At 35.8% G+C, this 19,449-nt stretch carries 21 protein-coding genes and 4 tRNA genes; 24 read left to right on the forward strand and 1 reads right to left on the reverse strand.

The genetic code is table 11. From position 1 onward, the window contains the following. The first annotated feature begins 257 nt into the window (after positions 1-257). From AB1422_06770 to AB1422_06850, 17 genes are all read left to right on the forward strand, one after another. Positions 258-1,313 (forward strand): aminopeptidase, encoded by a 1,056-nt coding sequence (locus AB1422_06770; GenBank protein MEW6619037.1) that lies wholly within the window; start codon positions 258-260, stop codon positions 1,311-1,313. Positions 1,314-1,531: 218 nt separating this feature from the next. Next, complete coding sequence (dnaG, locus tag AB1422_06775; protein ID MEW6619038.1) at positions 1,532-3,265, forward strand: DNA primase; 1,734 nt, start codon at positions 1,532-1,534, stop codon at positions 3,263-3,265. Between the two features lie 355 nt (positions 3,266-3,620). Next, on the forward strand, positions 3,621-3,836 hold the full coding sequence (locus AB1422_06780) for a hypothetical protein (GenBank protein MEW6619039.1): 216 nt from the start codon (positions 3,621-3,623) through the stop codon (positions 3,834-3,836). Beyond that, positions 3,833-4,057: a type II toxin-antitoxin system VapC family toxin gene (locus AB1422_06785; GenBank protein MEW6619040.1), complete on the forward strand. Its 225-nt coding sequence runs from the start codon at positions 3,833-3,835 to the stop codon at positions 4,055-4,057. The genes AB1422_06780 and AB1422_06785 overlap by 4 nt, the downstream gene beginning before the upstream one ends. A gap of 78 nt (positions 4,058-4,135) precedes the next feature. Further along, positions 4,136-4,321, forward strand: a complete 186-nt coding sequence (locus tag AB1422_06790; protein MEW6619041.1) for a hypothetical protein — start codon at positions 4,136-4,138, stop codon at positions 4,319-4,321. A gap of 68 nt (positions 4,322-4,389) precedes the next feature. Further along, positions 4,390-5,958 carry an RNA polymerase sigma factor RpoD gene (rpoD, locus tag AB1422_06795; protein ID MEW6619042.1) on the forward strand — a complete coding sequence of 523 codons (1,569 nt, stop codon included), beginning with the start codon at positions 4,390-4,392 and terminating at the stop codon, positions 5,956-5,958. A gap of 509 nt (positions 5,959-6,467) precedes the next feature. Further along, positions 6,468-6,543, forward strand: a tRNA-Ile gene (locus tag AB1422_06800). Between the two features lie 20 nt (positions 6,544-6,563). Further along, positions 6,564-6,639 (forward strand) — tRNA-Val (locus AB1422_06805). Positions 6,640-6,664: 25 nt separating this feature from the next. Further along, the gene (locus tag AB1422_06810) at positions 6,665-7,369 is read left to right on the forward strand and encodes a C4-type zinc ribbon domain-containing protein (GenBank protein MEW6619043.1); all 705 of its coding nucleotides are present in this window, start codon (positions 6,665-6,667) and stop codon (positions 7,367-7,369) included. A gap of 70 nt (positions 7,370-7,439) precedes the next feature. Further along, positions 7,440-8,159, forward strand: coding sequence for an HD-GYP domain-containing protein (locus AB1422_06815; protein MEW6619044.1), 720 nt, complete (start codon positions 7,440-7,442; stop codon positions 8,157-8,159). Between the two features lie 336 nt (positions 8,160-8,495). Continuing rightward, a tRNA-Leu gene (locus AB1422_06820) sits at positions 8,496-8,582 on the forward strand. A gap of 338 nt (positions 8,583-8,920) precedes the next feature. Next, entirely contained in the window at positions 8,921-10,090 is a 1,170-nt protein-coding gene (gene porA, locus AB1422_06825) for a pyruvate ferredoxin oxidoreductase (protein ID MEW6619045.1), read from the forward strand. A gap of 94 nt (positions 10,091-10,184) precedes the next feature. Continuing rightward, a complete protein-coding gene (locus tag AB1422_06830; GenBank protein ID MEW6619046.1) occupies positions 10,185-11,120 on the forward strand; it encodes a thiamine pyrophosphate-dependent enzyme in 936 nt (311 codons plus the stop codon). A 38-nt stretch (positions 11,121-11,158) separates the two neighbouring features. Next, positions 11,159-11,497 carry a MerR family transcriptional regulator gene (locus tag AB1422_06835; protein ID MEW6619047.1) on the forward strand — a complete coding sequence of 113 codons (339 nt, stop codon included), beginning with the start codon at positions 11,159-11,161 and terminating at the stop codon, positions 11,495-11,497. A gap of 369 nt (positions 11,498-11,866) precedes the next feature. Then, positions 11,867-12,166 (forward strand): hypothetical protein, encoded by a 300-nt coding sequence (locus tag AB1422_06840; protein ID MEW6619048.1) that lies wholly within the window; start codon positions 11,867-11,869, stop codon positions 12,164-12,166. Then, positions 12,159-12,326, forward strand: a complete 168-nt coding sequence (locus AB1422_06845) for a hypothetical protein (protein ID MEW6619049.1) — start codon at positions 12,159-12,161, stop codon at positions 12,324-12,326. Before AB1422_06840 ends, AB1422_06845 begins: the two co-directional genes overlap by 8 nt. After that, positions 12,317-12,395 (forward strand) — tRNA-Pro (locus AB1422_06850). The genes AB1422_06845 and AB1422_06850 overlap by 10 nt, the downstream gene beginning before the upstream one ends. Before the next feature lie 29 nt (positions 12,396-12,424). Here AB1422_06850 and mtnA read toward each other — a convergent pair. Continuing rightward, positions 12,425-13,429 carry an S-methyl-5-thioribose-1-phosphate isomerase gene (gene mtnA, locus AB1422_06855; protein ID MEW6619050.1) on the reverse strand — a complete coding sequence of 335 codons (1,005 nt, stop codon included), beginning with the start codon at positions 13,427-13,429 and terminating at the stop codon, positions 12,425-12,427. Between the two features lie 703 nt (positions 13,430-14,132). On the opposite strand from mtnA, the gene AB1422_06860 reads away from it, so the two are divergent. The 7 genes from AB1422_06860 to AB1422_06890 are packed head-to-tail and all read left to right on the forward strand — an operon-like array spanning position 14,133 to position 19,349. Then, entirely contained in the window at positions 14,133-14,408 is a 276-nt protein-coding gene (locus AB1422_06860; GenBank protein ID MEW6619051.1) for a nucleotidyltransferase domain-containing protein, read from the forward strand. Further along, positions 14,395-14,547, forward strand: coding sequence for a hypothetical protein (locus AB1422_06865; GenBank protein ID MEW6619052.1), 153 nt, complete (start codon positions 14,395-14,397; stop codon positions 14,545-14,547). Before AB1422_06860 ends, AB1422_06865 begins: the two co-directional genes overlap by 14 nt. Before the next feature lie 40 nt (positions 14,548-14,587). Beyond that, positions 14,588-17,026: a type III-A CRISPR-associated protein Cas10/Csm1 gene (gene cas10, locus AB1422_06870; GenBank protein ID MEW6619053.1), complete on the forward strand. Its 2,439-nt coding sequence runs from the start codon at positions 14,588-14,590 to the stop codon at positions 17,024-17,026. 2 nt (positions 17,027-17,028) lie between these two features. After that, on the forward strand, positions 17,029-17,439 hold the full coding sequence (csm2, locus tag AB1422_06875; protein ID MEW6619054.1) for a type III-A CRISPR-associated protein Csm2: 411 nt from the start codon (positions 17,029-17,031) through the stop codon (positions 17,437-17,439). Between the two features lie 17 nt (positions 17,440-17,456). Then, positions 17,457-18,209, forward strand: a complete 753-nt coding sequence (csm3, locus tag AB1422_06880) for a type III-A CRISPR-associated RAMP protein Csm3 (GenBank protein ID MEW6619055.1) — start codon at positions 17,457-17,459, stop codon at positions 18,207-18,209. A gap of 11 nt (positions 18,210-18,220) precedes the next feature. Continuing rightward, positions 18,221-19,210: a type III-A CRISPR-associated RAMP protein Csm4 gene (gene csm4 / locus AB1422_06885; protein ID MEW6619056.1), complete on the forward strand. Its 990-nt coding sequence runs from the start codon at positions 18,221-18,223 to the stop codon at positions 19,208-19,210. Further along, on the forward strand, positions 19,203-19,349 hold the full coding sequence (locus tag AB1422_06890) for a hypothetical protein (GenBank protein MEW6619057.1): 147 nt from the start codon (positions 19,203-19,205) through the stop codon (positions 19,347-19,349). Before csm4 ends, AB1422_06890 begins: the two co-directional genes overlap by 8 nt. Positions 19,350-19,449: the final 100 nt, after the last annotated feature.

The following is a 19,449-nucleotide window of genomic DNA, read 5'->3' on the forward strand; positions in this document are numbered from 1 at the left end:
TGTGGAAAACAACAAATTTCCATAAATTTCTATTAGTTTCTATTAATTTCAATTTTTTTAATAATATCTCCCTATCTCCTTAATCTCCACATCTCCTTTTGTTACACCACCTGAACGCTTACAAAAACCACTAAGGCACTATAAAAACATCAAGAAACTTTAAGGAAATAACTATAGAAATACAATAATAAAAAATTAATTTTAATCCTGTTCATCTGCGAAAATCTGCGTCCCATAACCTATTTTCAGGGGAAAAAATGATTTTAGCGATTGATAAGATTTATAAGGTAAATTTAGGAGTAAAAAAGAAGGAGAGAATTTTAGTCTTTACGGATGGGTTACAAGAATTGGAAGAATGTGCCAGACTGGTTAGTGAGCGTGGGAAATTTCTTGGATTTGATGTTTCGTTTTTAGTTTTTGAACCAACTGGTGGACATGGAATTGAGCCGCCAATTGAAGTCTGGGAAACCGCATTTGGTAAAAACATTGTCAACCACTTAAAAAAAGAAAGATTACTTGAGAAATTATTAAAAAAAGAGGTTTTGCCAGAGGATTGGCATTTCCCTCAACAAATAGTTGCAGATAAAAAAGGCGAGGTCGTAGATGTCATCATTGCCTTATCCTACTATTCGACTTCACATACGAATTTTAGAAAATTACTAACCCTCAATGCCGGCACTCGATATGCCAGCCTACCTCTTTTTAACCCGGATATGTTTTTAGGAGCAATGGATGTAAATTGGAAAGAAGTGGAGAAAACTACACTCGCATTAAAAGAAATAATTTCTACGGCGATTATGGCTGAAATCTCTGCTCCTAACGGGACATCATTAAAACTTAATTTAGAAGGAAGACAGCCGTTTGCCGATACAGGAATATTGACTAAAAAAGGCTCTTTTGGTAATTTGCCGGCGGGTGAGGTTTTTATCGCTCCTGTTGAGGGAAAAACAGAAGGTAAATTGGTTGCTGAAGGGATTGTTTTTGAGATAAAAAATGGTCAGGTAGAGAAATTTTACGGAGAGAAAAAAACGAGATTTGAGGAAATTTTCAGTAAAAATGAATTGAATAGAAATATCGCTGAGTTAGGCATTGGCACCAACCCAAAGGCAAAAGACCCAACCAATGTTTTGGAGGCTGAAAAAATCTCAGGCACAGTCCATATTGCCCTGGGTGATAATAGTGGTTTTGGAGGTAAAATCTCTACACCATTTCATGAAGATTTTGTGGTATTTTCTCCAACGCTAAATTTAGTCTCAAAACAGGATAAAATTACAACGATTTTAGCCAATGGTAAATATTTACCCTTGACATAATGAAAATATGCGTGTATAATATATACAGAAGACAGCGAAGAGTGATAATTCACAATTCACAATTGACAATTCACCATTCACCATTTTAAGGAGAGTTAAGGAAGAAATTGTGAATAGTGAATTGTGAATGAAAGTTAAGGATGCGAATTGTGAATGAATGTAACATTGTCCAGTAAAACTTATGGGTAAAGATAAGGATATAACTGGGGGGATGTAGCTTGGCTGGATTTATTCCAGATGAAATAATTGAAGAAGTTAGAAATCGAACTGATTTGGTTGATGTCATTTCTGATTATGTACTTTTGAAGAAAAGTGGCGAAAATTATAAGGGATTGTGCCCTTTTCATAGTGAAAAGACGCCATCTTTTACCGTCAATCCTCGTAAAGGAATATTCCATTGCTTTGGCTGTGGTGTAGGAGGAAATATTTATTCCTTTCTAATGAAGATGGAGAAGATGGAATTTGTCGATGCCGTTAAACATTTAGCCGCTCGATGTGGTGTGGCAATACCACAATTTCAACCTTCTAAACAAATTCAAGAAATAGATACCCTGTATAAAATTAATGAGTTAGCCTCTAAATTCTATGAACAACTTTTATGGTTACCAGAAGGGCAAAGGGCTTTAGATTATTTAAAAAAAAGGAAACTGACTCCACAGACAATAAAGAAATTTAAGTTAGGATATGCACCTGATTCCTGGGATAGACTATTGAATACCTTAAAAGGTTATCCACAAGACAAGATTTGTCAGGTAGGGTTAATATTACCCCGCGAAGGAGGAGGATATTACGATAGATTTAGAAATAGAATTACATTTCCCATTATAAATTCCTTTAATAAAATAGTTGGTTTTGGGGCACGGGTTTTAGATGATTCCTTACCTAAATATGTCAATTCGCCAGAATCACCTATTTATTATAAAAGTAAGATATTATATGGGTTAAATTTTGCAAAAGAACCTATTCGCAAAGCGAATGCGGCAATTATTGTTGAAGGATATATGGATGCCATTTTGTTATCCCAGGCAGGATTTGAGAATGTAGTGGCAGTGGCAGGAACAGCTTTTACTCAAGACCAGGTTGGATTATTAAAAAAATTTGGTGAGAAAGCATTTGTGTTATTTGACCCGGATATCGCTGGCATTCAAGCAACATTACGCGGGTTAGATTTATTAATCGAACAGGAAATAGAGGTAAAGGTAATTTCTTTACCGCCAAAATTAGACCCCGCAGATTTTATCAGCCAGTTTAGCACACAAGAATTCTCAAAATGCCTCCAAAACGCTGAGAATTTGTTAGATTATCAATTTAAACAACATATTGCCACTGCGGATATTAATATTGCGGCATCTAAAATAAAGGCTTTAGAAAATATTCTACCAACTATTTCAAAAATAACTAATCTCATTCAAAAACGAGATTTTATCAAAAAAGTTGCTGAAGGACTTAGAATAGATGAAGAAATAATCTTATCTGAACTTAAAAAAGGACAGAAAAAAGCACCTGTCTCAACTTCAGAATATATTACCAAACAAGAAGAAGGAGTGGTATTAGCCGAAAAAGGGTTAATTAAATCTATGTTAGAAAATGAGGTATGGGCTAAACAAATATCCATCGAACTTAATCCTGATGATTTCTCAAATACTCAATGTCAACAGATAATTAAGATAATCGTTGAACTCCTTAATCAAAAAAAGGCAATTAGTCCACCGCAAATAATTGATTTAGTAAATGAAAAAGCAAAAGATTTAATTACTTACCTTTTACTTCAAAAAGACTTTGGCGTAGAAAAAGAAAAACTAATTAATGAATATATTAAAAAGATAAAAGAAAATAATCTAAGAAAAAAGAAACTTGAAATCCAAAAAGCAATTGCCCAATTAAAAGAAGATAACGAGGAATTGTTACGGCAGTATCAGGAGTTAGATTCTCAGATTAGAAGTTTAAAATAAGGGAAGAAGGGAAGAAGGGGTAAGTTAACAAGTTATAGCGGTTATTAACTGGAAGTTTACATAGGATAATACCCATAAATAAGGCATGAGAATAATCGTTCCGTTAGGAACATAATATCGGTAGGAATAGATAGACAAATCAATCAGTTCCGTAGGAACGATATATTGGTAGAAATTTGTTAGGCATTTATGATTTTGGAGGAGATAACATTATGTCCATCCGTTGCTTGTTCGCCAGTGGGGTGAACAGATAATAGGGCTTCACGAAATTATAAAGTAAGTAATCGGTTAAATGGTAACTGGTAACTAATTACCATTCACCAGTTACCAATTACCAAAAATAAGGAGTCTGCTTATGAAACTCAAAGAAAAAATTTATCACGCGATGACAATGATGAAAAGTGATGAATTATGGTTATTGTATGAGCAAATACAACTCATTCAACATCTTAAGCAAATTTCACGACCACAAAAAAACCGGATGACGATTGATGATATTTTAACTATGACCAGTTCTTCACACGAATGTTGGTCTGAGGCGGTAAAAGAAGACCGAATGGAACGGATATGAATTATTATTTCGATACCTCAGCATTAGTAAAGATTTACCATCGTGAAGACGGAACAGACAGAGTACTTGTTATCTATAAAGGTGATGAGCCAATTGCAATTTCTGAGTTAAGCCGTATCGAATTCATAGCCACCGTAATGCGAAAATATCGTGAGCAGGCAATTACGCTCGACACACTTCAGTCGCTCCTAACAAAATTTGTAAGCGTTCAGGTGGTGTAACAAAAGGAGATGTGGAGATTAAGGAGATAGGGAGATATTATTAAAAAAATTGAAATTAATAGAAACTAATAGAAATTTATGGAAATTTGTTGTTTTCCACAATCAATTTCTACCTATTTCTATAAATTTCAATCTATTTCTATTATCTTATCTCCATATCACTCTTATCTCCTTATCCCCTTTCTTACACTTTTGATATATAGCCTGAACGGTTACGAAAGTTTTGTAGTATCTCAAAAGGGTAATCGTGCAGACAAAGTTTAGTGGCAATTCTCCCCGCCGCCGCTGAACTCAGCGTTAACTTCTTTTCTTTATAAAGGAGGCGATAAGGATTGAAAAAAAATCAGTTTGTAGATGAAATTGAGCAGATTATTGAATCAGGTAGGGTAAAAGGAGAATTAACTTATGATGAGATAAATGAGATGCTTCCGGATGATATTAGTCCAGAACAAATGGAGAATCTTTTTTTTCAATTAGCCGAGCAAGGAATATCTATCGTAGATGAATTTTTGCCTGAAAAGGATGAAGAAGGCAAAAAACTATCATTTGAACTTCCAGAAACAGAAGGATTTGTTGAAGACCCGGTGAAGGCTTATTTGCGAGATATAGGGAAAGTAAATTTACTTTCATCAGAAGAAGAAATTAAAATGGCGATGAAAATGGAATTAGGATGGGAAAAACTAATAGCGGCGGTTTTAGATAGTAGTATAATTATACAGGAATTACGAAAAATTGCCATTCGATTAGATAGGGGAGAAAGAAGAATTAGTGAGAATATTGAAGGTGGAGAGCAAGATGAATTATCTCCAGCAAAAAGAGCCCGTCTGGCAACACAAATTAAAAATTTATTGAATAAGATAGATAAAGAAACTGATTTAAAAAGAAAAGAAAGAATTAAAAGTATTTTACAAAAGGCGAATCTTCATCGAAATTTAATTCAAGGAATTGCAAATAAGATAAAGAAGATAATACAAAATATTTCTGAGATTAAAGGGAAAATAGATGAATATGAAAATAGATTAAAGGATATATCTGATGAGAAAAAAATTGATGAAATAAAAACCCAGATTAAGAAGTACCATAGAAAACTGAAACAAATTGAAACTGAGATTATGGATGATTCCATTGAAAAATTAGTTGAGATTGGTGAAAAGATTAAGGAAGGCGAAAAATTAATAGAAGAGGCTAAAGAAGAAATGGTAAGTGCAAATTTAAGATTAGTCGTGAGTATTGCTAAAAGATATATTAATTGGGGATTATCTTTCCTTGATTTAATTCAAGAAGGGAATATGGGATTAATTAAGGCTGTGGAAAAATTTGAATATAAGAAAGGATATAGATTTTCTACTTATGCTACCTGGTGGATTAGGCAGGCAATTACACGAGCTATTGCCGACCAATCAAGAACTATTCGCATCCCGGTGCATATGGTTGAGCAGATAAATAAGGTGGTTAAGGAATCAAGACGATTGATACAGAAATTAGGTCGCGAACCTCTACCAGAAGAAATATCAGAGGGATTAGATTGGCCAGCAAATAAAGTGCGGGGTATTTTACGAATTGCTCAAGACCCAATTTCTTTAGAAACACCAATTGGAGAGGAATCAGATAGTCATTTAGGTGATTTTATAGAAGATAAATCAGTTGAATCTCCTGTAATTGCAACTACTTTTGCCTTACTACAAGACCAATTAAGAAAGGTGTTAAAAACACTTTCTCTTCAGGAAGAAAGGGTTCTACGATTACGATTTGGGTTAGAAGATGGTTCCCCGCGAACATTAGAAGAAGTCGGAGAAAGGTTTAATGTTACCCGGGAGAGAATTCGGCAGATAGAGGCAAAGGCATTACGAAAACTCCGCCACCCAACTCGAAGTAGAAAATTAAAAGATTATTTAGAGTAAAAGTAACTATTCAGCCACTGATTAACACGGATTAGCACGGATAAATAGCAGAGGGCAGAAGGCAGAGGACAACAGGAGAAAAACCCTTCAGCCTAATTACGGACATGGAAAACGGACACGATTCACGAATTTTCAGTGTTTCATCCGTGTCTATCTGTGGCTGAATAATTACACAGCAATTCTCGGTGAATTTTTAGAGACTGAATTCATCTATGTTGAGGAGAGATAGAGAAAAAAATTTTTCGTAAAGATTTTGAGAGGAAAATAAGGAATAATGAGTCTCTATCTAATTTTTCACCGAGAATTTCTGGATAATTACAGAAATTATTTGACAAAAATAACTATGTATCGTATAATTATATAGTAACTATTAACCAAAAGTTCACATTAGTATTGTTGATAGTTGATGGTTGATAGTCTATGAAACTATAAACTATAAACTATCAACCATCAACCCTGTTGCTATATCTGTTCTATGAGAAATTTTCGTTAATAACTACTATAGATGTGGGCCCATAGCTCAGCGGTTAGAGCTCCGGACTCATAATCCGGGAGTCCAAGGTTCGAATCCTTGTGGGCCCACCATTTACCAATTCCCAAAGATTGGGCGGTTAGCTCAATTGGGAGAGCGCATGCGTCACATGCATGAGGTCACAGGTTCAACCCCTGTACCGCCCACCAGTTACCAATATTTAGGAGATAGAGAATGAATGAGCAGATACAACTTTTAGTCAGCCTCCAAAATAAAGATACCGCTATTTTTGAATTAAATCAAATAATTAAAAATTTACCCACGAAGGTAGAACAATGGAAACAATCCTACCATGCCAGACAAAATGAATTGAATCAAAAAAGAAAAGATAAAGAAAATGTAGAAAAAGAACTAAGAACCAAAGAAAGAAGATTACAAACCATAGAAGATGAATTGAAAAAATTTAGAGCAAGAATATACGAGGTAAAAACACAAAAAGAAATGGTTTCTTTAGATAGTGAGATAGAAAAAGCAGAGGAAGAAAAAGGTATAGTGGAGGAAGATATTCTCAAACTGTTTGATGCAAATGATAATTTAGCTAATAAAATTAGTTCTTTAACCATTGAATTAGAAAAGGAATTAGTTGAACTTAAAAAGGAAGAGCAAGAAACTAATCGACAAATTGAATTAAATACCAATAAATTAAACTCTGTGACTAAAGATAGAGATGAGATATCTGAAAAGATAGCAAAAGAGACATTAGCACTTTATGAAAAAATTCGGGCACATAAAAATAATTTAGCTGTAGTTCAGGTTAAAGATAATGCCTGCCAGGGATGTTTTATAAAACTGCCTCCACAGGTAATCAATGAAGTAAAATCTGGTTCACATCTTGTTAGATGTGAAGGTTGTGTGAGAATCCTTTATTGGAAAGAATAACAGAAAGTTTAGTTGATAAATTGGTAAGTCAATTTATAATGAAGGAATGGCGTAATGGAGGTAAAATAGGATGAAAAAAGAAAAGACAACTCCAGTTCCAGAATTGGTGGAAAGATTAAAGTCTTTTCATCAAGAAGCAGTGAATTATACTGAAGAATTAAAAAAAACTCATTCATTACACGAAAGTGAGCAGGAACACCTAAAAAAGTCATATCAGGATTTTGAAAAGATTTATATCAATACTATTTGTACCTTAGCGGATGCTATTGATGCCAGGAGTAACTATACAAGAGGACATTCTTCAAGGGTAAGACATTATGTTGAAATGATGGGTAAAAAGTTAAATTTACCAGAAGATGAATTAAAAACACTTGGTATCGCCGCAACTTTACATGATATTGGTAGAATGGGAATTGATAATACTATCTGGGAGAAACCTGGTGGATTGACTAATGAAGAATATGAAGTGGTGAAACGCTATCCAGCTGAAAGTGCAGATGTCTTAGCCTCTGTTTCCTTTTTGGAGTTTGTTGCAAAAATAGTTCGGCATCATCGCGAAAATTATGATGGCACAGGTTATCCAGATAAACTTAAAGGAGAAGAAATACCACTTGGGGCTCGAATATTATCCGTTGCTGATGCCTTTGATGCAATGACATCAGAGCGTCCTTATCGTGAGCGAATTGACCCTGAAGTAGCCATAGATGAACTTAAAAATAAAGCAGGAACCCAGTTTGACCCAAAGGTGGTTGAAACCTTTATCTCTATCTGGGAACAGATGTATAGCTAAATAAGAAATAGCAGAAGCATATAGCAGAATCTAAGCTCGACTGGACGAATTAGGGTCACTCGTAACTGTTCACCGCACAGACGCAGAGAAAAAAATTAAAATCTATGGACGCTGGCTTGCCTGCTGAACATTCAGCAAGCAGGTCATAAGTATTTCTATGTCTGCATCAATAATCTTTTATGTTATCTGATTTATTTCCATATCTTCTCTGTTCCTCTGCGTCTCTGCGGTAAAGGACTACCTGAACGGTTACATAGAGTTTAGTGGCAATCCTCGCCGCCGCTGCTGAATTCTATCGGTGGACGCATGACTGATAACCGATTACCTTCCTATATTGCCGAAGTGGTGAAATTGGCAGACACGCCAGGTTCAGGGTCTGGTGGAGGTAACTCTGTGGGGGTTCGAATCCCCCCTTCGGCACCAAAAATTTTAGCCTACTTCTAACAGAATAGACCGTGATAAATTATTTGAATAAAATTTAAACATTCACCTCATCCCGGCAGTTATAGTAGTTATTAACGAAAATTTCTCATAGAACAGATATAGCAACAGGGTTGATGGTTGATAGTTTATAGTTGATAGTTTCATAGACTATCAACCATCAACTATCAACAATACTAATGTGAACTTTTGGTTAATACTTACTATACGATGTGTCTGGGGTATTCTACACATATAAAAAAACTTCTTGCAAGATTTAAAATATTGTGCTATAATTAAACTGAAAAAACATAAAAGAGAAAAAAGGAGGAAGAAAGAAGATGCGAGTAACAAAAACAGGTAACGAGGCAATGGCAGAGGCAATGCGTCAAATTAATCCAGATGTTGTCGCCGCATATCCAATTACACCCGCTACAGAAATAGTGCAGATATTTGCAAATTTTGTTGCGGATGGTCTGGTAGATACAGAATTTATTGCGGTTGAGAGTGAACATTCGGCAATGAGTGCTTGTATTGGTGCCTGTGCCGTTGGAGCACGAACAATGACTTCCACAGCCTCACAAGGACTGGCATTAATGTGGGAAATGCTTTATATTGCCTCAGGATTAAGATTACCAATTGTTTTAGCCGAAGTAAATAGGTCACTTAGTAGCCCAATCAATATTCATTGTGACCATTCAGATACTATGGGTGCTCGGGACGCGGGTTGGATTCAAATTTTTTGTGAAAATGCTCAAGAAGCCTATGATAGTCTTATCCAGGCCGTTCGGATTGCCGAAGAATCTCTATTACCAATAATGGTAACTACTGACGGATTTATTATCAGCCACGGGATGGAAACTATGGAATTGATTGAAGATAAAGAAGTAAAAACTTTTATTGGAGAGTATAAACCAAAATATACCGTCCTGGATATTGATAATCCGATAACTATGGGTGCGATAGACTTTACCGATTACTACTTTGAACATAAAAGACAAACCATTGAGGCGATGAGAAACTCAAAAGAAATAATTGCTAAGGTTAATCAAGAATTTGGGGCAAAATTTGGCAGACACTACGAATTCTTTGAAGAATATAAATTGGAAGATGCAGATATAGCTATTGTTGTTTTGGGTTCTACGGCAGGAACTTCAAAGGTGGTGATAGATGAATTACGCCAGAAAGGAATAAAGGCGGGTTTATTAAAACTACGCGTATTCAGACCATTTCCTGTTCAAGAAATAGCCCAGATTTTATCCAGAATACCTTGTGTGGCAGTGATGGACCGTTCCGACTCATTAAATGCCTCTGGAGGTCCTGTTTGGACTGAAATCCGCTCCGCTCTTTATGACTTCAATACCAGACCTAAAATGATTAATTACATTTATGGATTAGGTGGAAGAAACATTGGGTTAGAAATGCTCAGGTCGGTATTTGAAGACCTGAAAAATATCCTGAAGACAGATAAAATCGATAAGCAAATTCGGTATTTGGGAGTGAGGGAATAGAAATCTAAAATGTAACTATTTAACCATCTGAAGTGAATAACAGGACTCAAATTTATCTGAGACTGTTGACCAAATAAGAGGAGGTTTAATACAAGTGGCAACTTTAAAAGAATTATCTCATAAGAAAGAACTTTTATCTGGTGGACATCGAGCGTGTGCTGGATGTACCGAACCAATAGCCGTCCGACAAATATTAATGGCAACAGACACACCAATAGTGGTGTGTTGTCCAACCGGGTGTCTTGAGGTGACGACAACTATTTTCCCTTATACTGCCTGGCGGATGCCATGGATACATTCTGCATTTGAAAACGCGGCGGCAACCATTAGTGGAGTAGAAACAGGGTATAAAGCCCTTAAAAAAAGGGGTAAAATTGACAAAGAGATTAAATTTATAGCGATAGGTGGTGATGGTGGAACTTATGATATTGGTTTTCAATCACTATCTGGGGCAATGGAACGGGGACATAATATTCTCTATGTTTGCCTTGACAATGAAGCATATATGAATACTGGTATTCAACGTTCAAGTGCCACACCAAAAGGTGCTCATACAACAACTTCACCTGCAGGTAAAGTTATCCCCGGGAAAAAGACATTTCGTAAAGATTTAAGCGCGTGTATTGCCGCTCATAATGTTCCTTATGTGGCTCAATCTATTCCCAGTATGTGGAAAGATTTAACCAATAAGGTTCAAAAGGCATTAGCCGTGAACGGACCTACTTTTATCAATGTTCTGGTGCCTTGTAGATTAGGTTGGGGATTTCCACCTGAAAAGGCGATTGATATTGGTCGAGAAGCAGTTAATTCTTGCTTTTGGCCATTATATGAAGTAGAAAATGGCGAATGGAAATTAACTTATAAACCGAAAGAAAAAACCCCAGTAAAAGATTGGTTGAAATCTCAAGTAAGGTTCAAACACTTATTTAGACCGGAAAATGAGTCTATACTCCAGGAGATACAGACAGAAGTTGACCATAATTGGGAAAGACTTCAAAAATTATGTGAATTTAGTGTCGGACTTGTCTAACTGATTAGGAAGGTAAAGAAGAGGGGGAGACAATTAAAATGGAAGATGACAAATTTAAAAATAAATTGTTTTTCTCCATTGGTGAGGTAAGTCAATTAACCGATGTTAAATCTTACATTTTAAGATATTGGGAATCTGAGTTTGACTTATTGTCACCTGAAAAAACTGAAACAGGTCAAAGAAGGTATCGAAAAAAAGACATAGACTTGATTTTAAAAATAAAGGACTTATTATATAAAGAAGGCTATACAATTGCTGGTGCTAAACGATATTTAAAAAGAAAACAATTTAAAGAAGAAGGAAAATTTATTGAAATAGAAAAAGATTATTTAAAAAAAGAACTTATGGAGATGTTAAAGATAATGGAGAAGAAGTAAGGGAACAAGTTAATAAGTTATAGCACTTATTAATCGAAATTTGACATAGATATAGCTATGAAATTCCAAATCACAAATTCCAAATTCCATTTAGTGAATTAGTGAATTAAGCGAATTAGCGAATTAGTAAAATCTAATCTCTAATTCACTAATCTCTAATTCGCTTTTTGGTATGTGGAATTTGGTGCTTGGGATTTGGGATTTTTTTACTTATCCACTCTGAGTAAAGTTTTGACTAATAACTGCTATATGACTTTATTCTCCCCTCGCTTCGCTCGGGGAAAACAAGGCAATGGAGACGGATGCTCCTTCGGGGCACCGCTCATCGCCGCATTAGGCACTTGAATTCGAGAAGAGGAGAAAAAAAGGATGAGAAATAAATACACAGCAATAATTCGTAAAAGCAAATTTGAATATGTTGCTGTATGTTTAGAATTGAATGTTTCTGCCTGTGGAGAAGATCTTGCTGATGTAGAGAAAAACCTAAGAACGGCAATAGAATTGTATGAGGAAGATATAAGAAAATATCCAAAAACAGTTGTGTCTTCTATTTCTCCTGAGGAGTTGATAGAGTTTTTGAAAGATACAGAGCCTGAATGGTATAAAGAGCCCAAGAAGGGTCTGATATTAAGACCTCTTGAGGTACATGAGGTTCCATCATATGCTTAAGATACCTGCTCTTTCCAGTAAAGAACTTGTCAGATTATTGGAAAAAGGGGGAGTAGTATTTGTCAGACAGGGACCAACAGACCATGCTATATATTCAAGGATAGTTGAAGGAAGAAGATATTCTACTCCTGTCAGGCTCATTTTAAATCACGGGGCGTAGCGCAGCTTGGTTTAGCGCACCAGCATGGGGGGCTGGGGGTCAGCGGTTCGAATCCGCTCGCCCCGACCAGGTAATTTATCAACTTATCCGGGCTGTAACTATAGTTTGTTTAAAGTTTGAATAAAGGGTTGATAGGCAATACCTTTTTCCGTAATAATTGCTTTAATAAATTTATTCGGGGTAACATCAAACGCGGGTGAATAAACATTTATTCCCTCAGGTGCAGTTCTTTTACCAAATCCATAAGTAATTTCGTCTGCTTCTCTTTCTTCTATGGGAATTTGTGAGCCATCTTCTAATGACAAGTCAATTGTAGATGTAGGCGCAACAACATAAAAAGGAATATTATGTTCTTTGGCTAATACTGCCACGCCATAGGTACCAATTTTATTAGCTGTATCGCCATTTTGGACGATTCTATCCGCACCAACGATAACGAGATTGATTTTCCCTTGTTTCATTACCATTGCGGCCATATTATCACAGATTAATGTTACATCAATTCCTGCTTGCATTAATTCCCAGGTAGTTAATCTTGCACCTTGTAATAAAGGTCTTGTTTCATCTGCAAACACCTTAATTTTCTTACCTTGTTTTTGGGCCGTGTATATAGCCGCAAGTGCCGTTCCTATGCCACCGGTGGCTAATGCCCCAGCATTACAATGAGTAAGAATCGTATCACCATTTTTTATTAATGAGGCACCATATTCACCCATCTGGCGGCATTTTTCTCTATCATCCTCATGAATTGATTTAGCCTCTTTTAATAACGCCTCTTTTAATTCTGAGCCTTTATGATTTTTCGCACATTTCGCCATCCTTTGTAATGCCCAAAATAGATTAACTGCCGTTGGTCGAGTGCTCTCCAGAAGTTTAATACTCTGTTCTATTCTATTTACACCCAGGACAACGCCATAAGCCGCGGCAACACCAATAGCTGGTGCCCCTCGGACCCGTAATTTTTTTATTGCCTCGGCGACTTCATCCACAGTGCTACATTCTAAATAAACCAGTTCCTCTGGCAATTTCGTCTGGTCTATAATCTTTAATTTATCATCTTCCCATTTAATCGTTTCAACTATCATAACCACGAATATTAACATAAAAATTGGGATTTGTCAATTTTTTTATTCTGACCGAAAAATAGACATAGGATAGAAAAAAACGATAAAACCCCTTGTATTTTGATGAGTTTTGTGATATAATTATTATAACCACAATGGTTAAAAAAACTGTAACCGTTCAGGTTCCTCCAAATATCAAAATGCAAAAAGCAAATATAAAAATTACATATCAAAATGTAAAATTATCTCTTTCAGCGTTAAAATACTTGAAGTCCTTTTTGAAATTTGATTTGTAATTTTGCATTTTGATATTTGATTTTTGATATTTATTTGTTGTTTCCCCCAAATCCTATTTTGCAGAATCCTATACACCAACTGAACAGTTACAAAAAACTGGTAATGGGGTAATGAGATAGAAAGAGAGAAGTTGTTTGAATTTGAGGGGATTGAGAGTGATTTAAGGGGGAGTCCGCTGTCTGCGTTGCTGAGGTAAGAGGCAAAAAGACAACCAAGCCCCAAAACAGGATATTTTTGTCAGTCGTACTATGTCAAACGGGTTAAAAAATGCCTTTATACAGGATAAAGAGGAGTATGACCATTTCTATGTCTATTTTTCGGTTTCAAAAAATAATTGTTGACATTTGTTTAACACTATGGTATATATATCTCAAAACCCTATATCACCGGGCTATCGAGTCCCTATTAAAAAATCTTAATTTGTGCCGTTGTTGAGTATAGATTCATTGATACATTAAAAAAAGAATTTCTCGATAAAGGAGATTTACTTTACGGTTCATTTGCCACTGGAGAAATTCACCAAGGAAGCGATATTGACATGGTCATTGTAGGTGAATTTAAGGGTAAGATATTTGAGCGGATAGAAAAGGTGCTAAAACTTACTGATTTACCTATCGAGCCGCTTGTCTATTCTGAAAAGGAATTCCAGCAAATGAAGGAAGGCAATCCCTTCATAAAAGAGGTCATAAAGAGGGGGAAGATTTGCTATGCCAGAGAATGAAAAAAACCAATCAGACTACCAATCAATAATGTTAGCCGCACTTTTGCATGATATTGGCAAATTTATGCAAAGGGCAGAGGTTAAACTGAGTGCCCAGTCAGAAAGGATGAAGGAATACTTATGCCCTAAACATAAATAATGGATAGTGTGTAGTTTTCCCTCCCAGTCAGTCAGAAAGGATGAAGGAATACTTATGCCCTAAACATCCACCAAAACATCCCAATGATGATGGTTATTCCCACAAACATACCCTCTGGACAAATGAATTCTTTGAACCTATAGTTTCAAACCTACCTCCTGAAATCAATAAAACCGATGTAGTTAACCTATCAAGCTATCACCATAAGCCAGCCACAGATCTACAGACAATAATTCAAGAGGCTGATTGTTTATCTGCTGGTGTAGATAGAACAACCAACGATGAAGAAGATGAGCAGTTTGGAAAAGATGCTTACAAAAAGAGAAGGTTACGAGCGATATTTGAACAGATTGAATTAAATTATCCTCTGAAACGAGACGAGAAAGGTAATCTAAAAAATATTTATCGTTACGAACTATTACCATTAAACTTACAAAAGCAAACTATCTTTCCTAAAAAACAGAGTAAACTTAGTCCACCTGAAGGTGAACTTTTAATAAATGAATATAATAACCTCTGGAAAGGGTTTATTAAAGAATTTAACCAGCTACCTGTTGACAACTTTGACCTCTTCTTTAACTCCCTTTATTATCTTCTACAAAAGTACACCTGGTGTATCCCTGCTTCAACTATTGACTTCCCAGATGTATCCTTATTTGACCACCTAAAGACTACTGCGGCTATCTCCGGATGTCTTTATAAATACCATTTACAAAATGAATCTTTTAATGAACAATCTATTAAAAATAGAGATGTAGATAAGTACCTTTTGGTTTGTGGGGATATAAGCGGAATCCAGCAATTTATTTACAAGATTTCCTCCAAAGGAGCGGCAAAGGGATTAAAGGGAAGGTCATTCTACCTACAGATACTCCCAGATGCTATTGCTCACCATATCCTGCATAACACAGGGTATCATATAGTAAATCTGCTATATTCTGGTGGTGGTAAATTCTATCTCTTGTTAGACCCCAACTCTGAAAACACCTTAAAGGATATTGGTAAAGAAGTTAACACCTATTTGTTGGAGCAATTTCAGGGAGGCGTATATCTTGCGTTAGGATGGTGTCATCTTAAAGGGAGTGATTTTGCTAAAAGGGAGAAGGTGGAAAGTGAATTTTATCTAAAATGGCAGGAATCTACCCGGGAGGCAAATAAGAAAAAAAGGCAGAAGTTCTCAGAATTTCTATATAATGAGGTTTTTGGTATTTTTGGTGAAGGAGCTGAAACGAAAACCTGCGAGATATGTAAAAACGAAATAGTTGAGAATGAAACAAAATGTCCTGCTTGTGTCCTAAACGAAAAGATTGGGACAAGATTGGCAAAAGTAGGTAGAGGATTTATGTTAGAAACCTATAACCAGGAAAAGGAAATTGATGAAGAGGGCTTTATTTTTGAACTATTAGGAATAAAATACTATCTTATCTCCAAAGATGAGATAAATAATATCAGATCTGAACATGCAATGCTTTATACCATAAATACTACTGATATGTCCTTTATAAGGAAAGATATTACCTCTGGCTTCAAATTTATTGCTGGGAATTTCGCTCCTTCAGATAAAGAGGGAAATATTTTAACCTTTGGTGAATTAGCACAAAATTCCTCTGGTGGCTTAAAGAGATTAGGAATATTAAGAATGGATGTAGATAATCTTGGTCAGATATTTATCAAAGGCTTGGGCAAGAAGGCTTCTATATCACGGGTAACTGAACTTAGTAGAAAATTGGAACTTTTCTTTGGGGGGTATCTGAATGAAATTGTCCAACAACAAAGTTATGACAATAAGGTTTATATCGTATATTCAGGTGGAGATGATCTCTTTATAGTAGGGGCATGGGATGTAATGCCTGAATTGGCAAGAGAGATACAGCAAGAATTTAAAACATTTACTTGCTCAAACCCTAATATTAGCTTATCTGGAGGTATTACCTTAATCCCTGGGAAATATCCCATCTATAAAGGTGCTGAATTAGCAGGGGAATCTGAAGAAGATGCAAAGAATTACAAAAGAAACGGAAAAGAAAAAGATGCGTTATCTTTCTTAAATACAGTAGTAAGCTGGAATGAATTTGAGGTAGCTTATGCAATTAAAGATATGCTGGTAAAATCTATAAAAGAAGGGAAAATAGATAATCTTTCCGGAGAAAATGTGTATCTAAAAAAGGGAATACTTGAACGATTGAGGCAAATTTATTTACTCTATCAGAAGAATAAAAATTTCTGGGAAACCAGGCAAACACAGATTAGTCAACAAGAAATGCAAGAAAGAATTTACTACAACCAATGGTTATGGATGATGGTCTATTCCTTAGAAAGATATAGAGAACAGAATAAATTGTTTCAAGAGGAGGTGAGTCAGCTTATCCATGCTATCCTCGGTAAAGAATTTAACGGAATAAAGTCTGACCGCGAGGTCATTGATTTTATCAACTTACCTGCCCAGTGGGCAGAATTTTTAGTTAGAGAGGAGGGATAACCGTGCAAAATCAGGAAAGAATCTGGACAGAGCAACAGATTGAACAAATTATTAATGGTGACACAAAACAATTGGTGGCTACTGCAGAGAAGTTGGGTAAAGATTTGTGTGATAAGAAGGATGAGAGGGGTAATATTTTGTCTAAGGGAATGACCAAATCACAGATTAGGAATATCTTTAATTCTGTTAAGCAGATGGAGATGAAAGGCTTCAATCCAAAAGATCTGTTATTGCTAAAGCCTAAACTGGCTTATGCTGCAGTTCGACCAGGAGCGACAAACGGAACCAGAGTGATTAAAGATATTCTTACTAAAGCAATTGATAAGGTAGGTGATGACGCTAAAAAATTTGATAATTTCTGCAACTTCTTTGAGGCTATCCTGGCTTATCACAGAGCCGCAGGCGGAAAATAAAAGGAGGTGTTTTGAAGATGGATAACGATTTTAAATTACTCAAGAAGATATTTATAACTGGCACAATAGAGGTAAAAACAGGGCTTTGTATCGGTGGAAGTAGTGTAGGATTAGAGATTGGAGGCGCAGATAAGGTTGTGGTAAGAAACCCCATCAATAATCAACCCTATATCCCAGGCTCATCACTTAAAGGAAAGATGAGAAGTTTATTAGAAAGATTTGAGGGGAAAATGAGTATTAAAGAGAAAAAGGATGAAAAAGGCAACATCATTGGCGTGAGTGCTGAGCCTTGTGAATGTGGAACCTGTTTAATCTGCCAGATTTTTGGTCTTCCTGCAGAAAAAAAGGGAATGCCAGCCAGACTGATTGTTCGAGATGGAATGTTACAAAATCCCGAATTGCTTGAAAAGAGTAAATTTACTGATATGCCCTATGCTGAGATTAAAGCAGAGGTGGTAATAGATAGGATTACTTCTGTCGCTACACCAAGAACCTTTGAACGGGTGCCAGCTGGTGCAAAGTTTAATCTTAACCTTGTATGTAATATCTATAACGGTGATACAGAGTCAGATATCTTAAAGAAGATATTTGAATCACTTATCAAGGTTCAGGAGGATTATTTGGGAGGAAGTGGCACAAGGGGATATGGAGAGATAAAGATTACAATCAATACGCCACTAAAATATAAAGACCAAACTGTCTATGAAGGGGATAATAATCCAAAAAGTATACAAAATAATAGCCTTATCCCTTCTCAGCTTCTTTCGTGAGGAAATGGAAGATGGAAGATATAACCGCATATAAACTTGAGTTTAAAACACCATTACATCTTGGTCAGGAAGGGATTGGATTAGAAAAGACTGATATGATAATCCATTCAGATACCCTCTTTTCAGCTCTTCTCTCTTGTTGGAACCTATTTTATGCTGATGACTTGGAAAAGGAAATAATTAATAATCCACCTTTTATCATCTCTTCTGCTTTCCCCTTTAGTAAAGATGACTATTTTCTTCCAAGACCTATGATAAGGATAACCCTGAACCAAGAGGTTCAATCTAAGCAGATAAAAAAGATTAGATTTATCTCAAAGGGGCTATTTGAAAGGATAATTATAGGTGAGGAGGTCTTGTTCACGGAAGAAAATACTCTACAAGGTGGTTTATTCTGGACAGAAACACAAGACACATCTCAAGGAATATTTAAAAAGCGGGAGGTTCCCCGGGTAAGTATTGACCGACGAACAAATACCTCGGATATATTCTATTTTAATGAGCTGGTATTTACACAAGGTTGTGGTTTATTCTTTTTGGTTAAGTTCTTATCTCCCCAGATAAGACAAAAATTTGAAACGGTGCTAAACCTCATGGGAGATGAAGGAATAGGTGGTGATAAGCATCTGGGAAAGGGTGTATTTGATGTATTAAAGGATGAGCCGTTCAAATTAAACACACCATCACAAGCTAATCACTTTCTTACCCTCTCTCTGTTTCATCCTACAGAAGATGAGATAAAAAAAGGACTTCTTAATAATTCAAGCTATGAACTCATCCTTCGTAGGGGTTGGCTTCACTCTAAAGGTGCAATGAGCCTTAAGAGAAAAAGCATACGAATGTTTCTTGAAGGTTCTGTATTTAAAGAATTTGGCCAAAAGGGTTATGGCAATATCCCAAATGTCCTGGAAAAAAATGAGGAACTAGGGACTAACCATAATGTCTATCGTTATGGAATAACCTTTAATATTCCTATCAAAGTGAGGGACAATTATGAATAAATATAATATCTCTGTTTTAAGCCCAATTCATATTGGAAATGGAAATAAATTAAGCACGATAGATTTTGTCTATGACAATAATACCCTTTGGATTATTGACATTGAAAAGGTTATACTCGATGTTCAAGTTTTTGGATAGGACTCAATATGATAGAAGTTTTTGGCACGAATTAGCTAAATAAAGAAAGGTCTTTTGCCGATAGTAGAAATAGTGTGAAGACACGAAATTTACTATTCGG

Source organism: bacterium (assembly GCA_040757115.1).
Lineage (GTDB): Bacteria > UBA9089 > CG2-30-40-21 > CG2-30-40-21 > SBAY01 > JBFLXS01.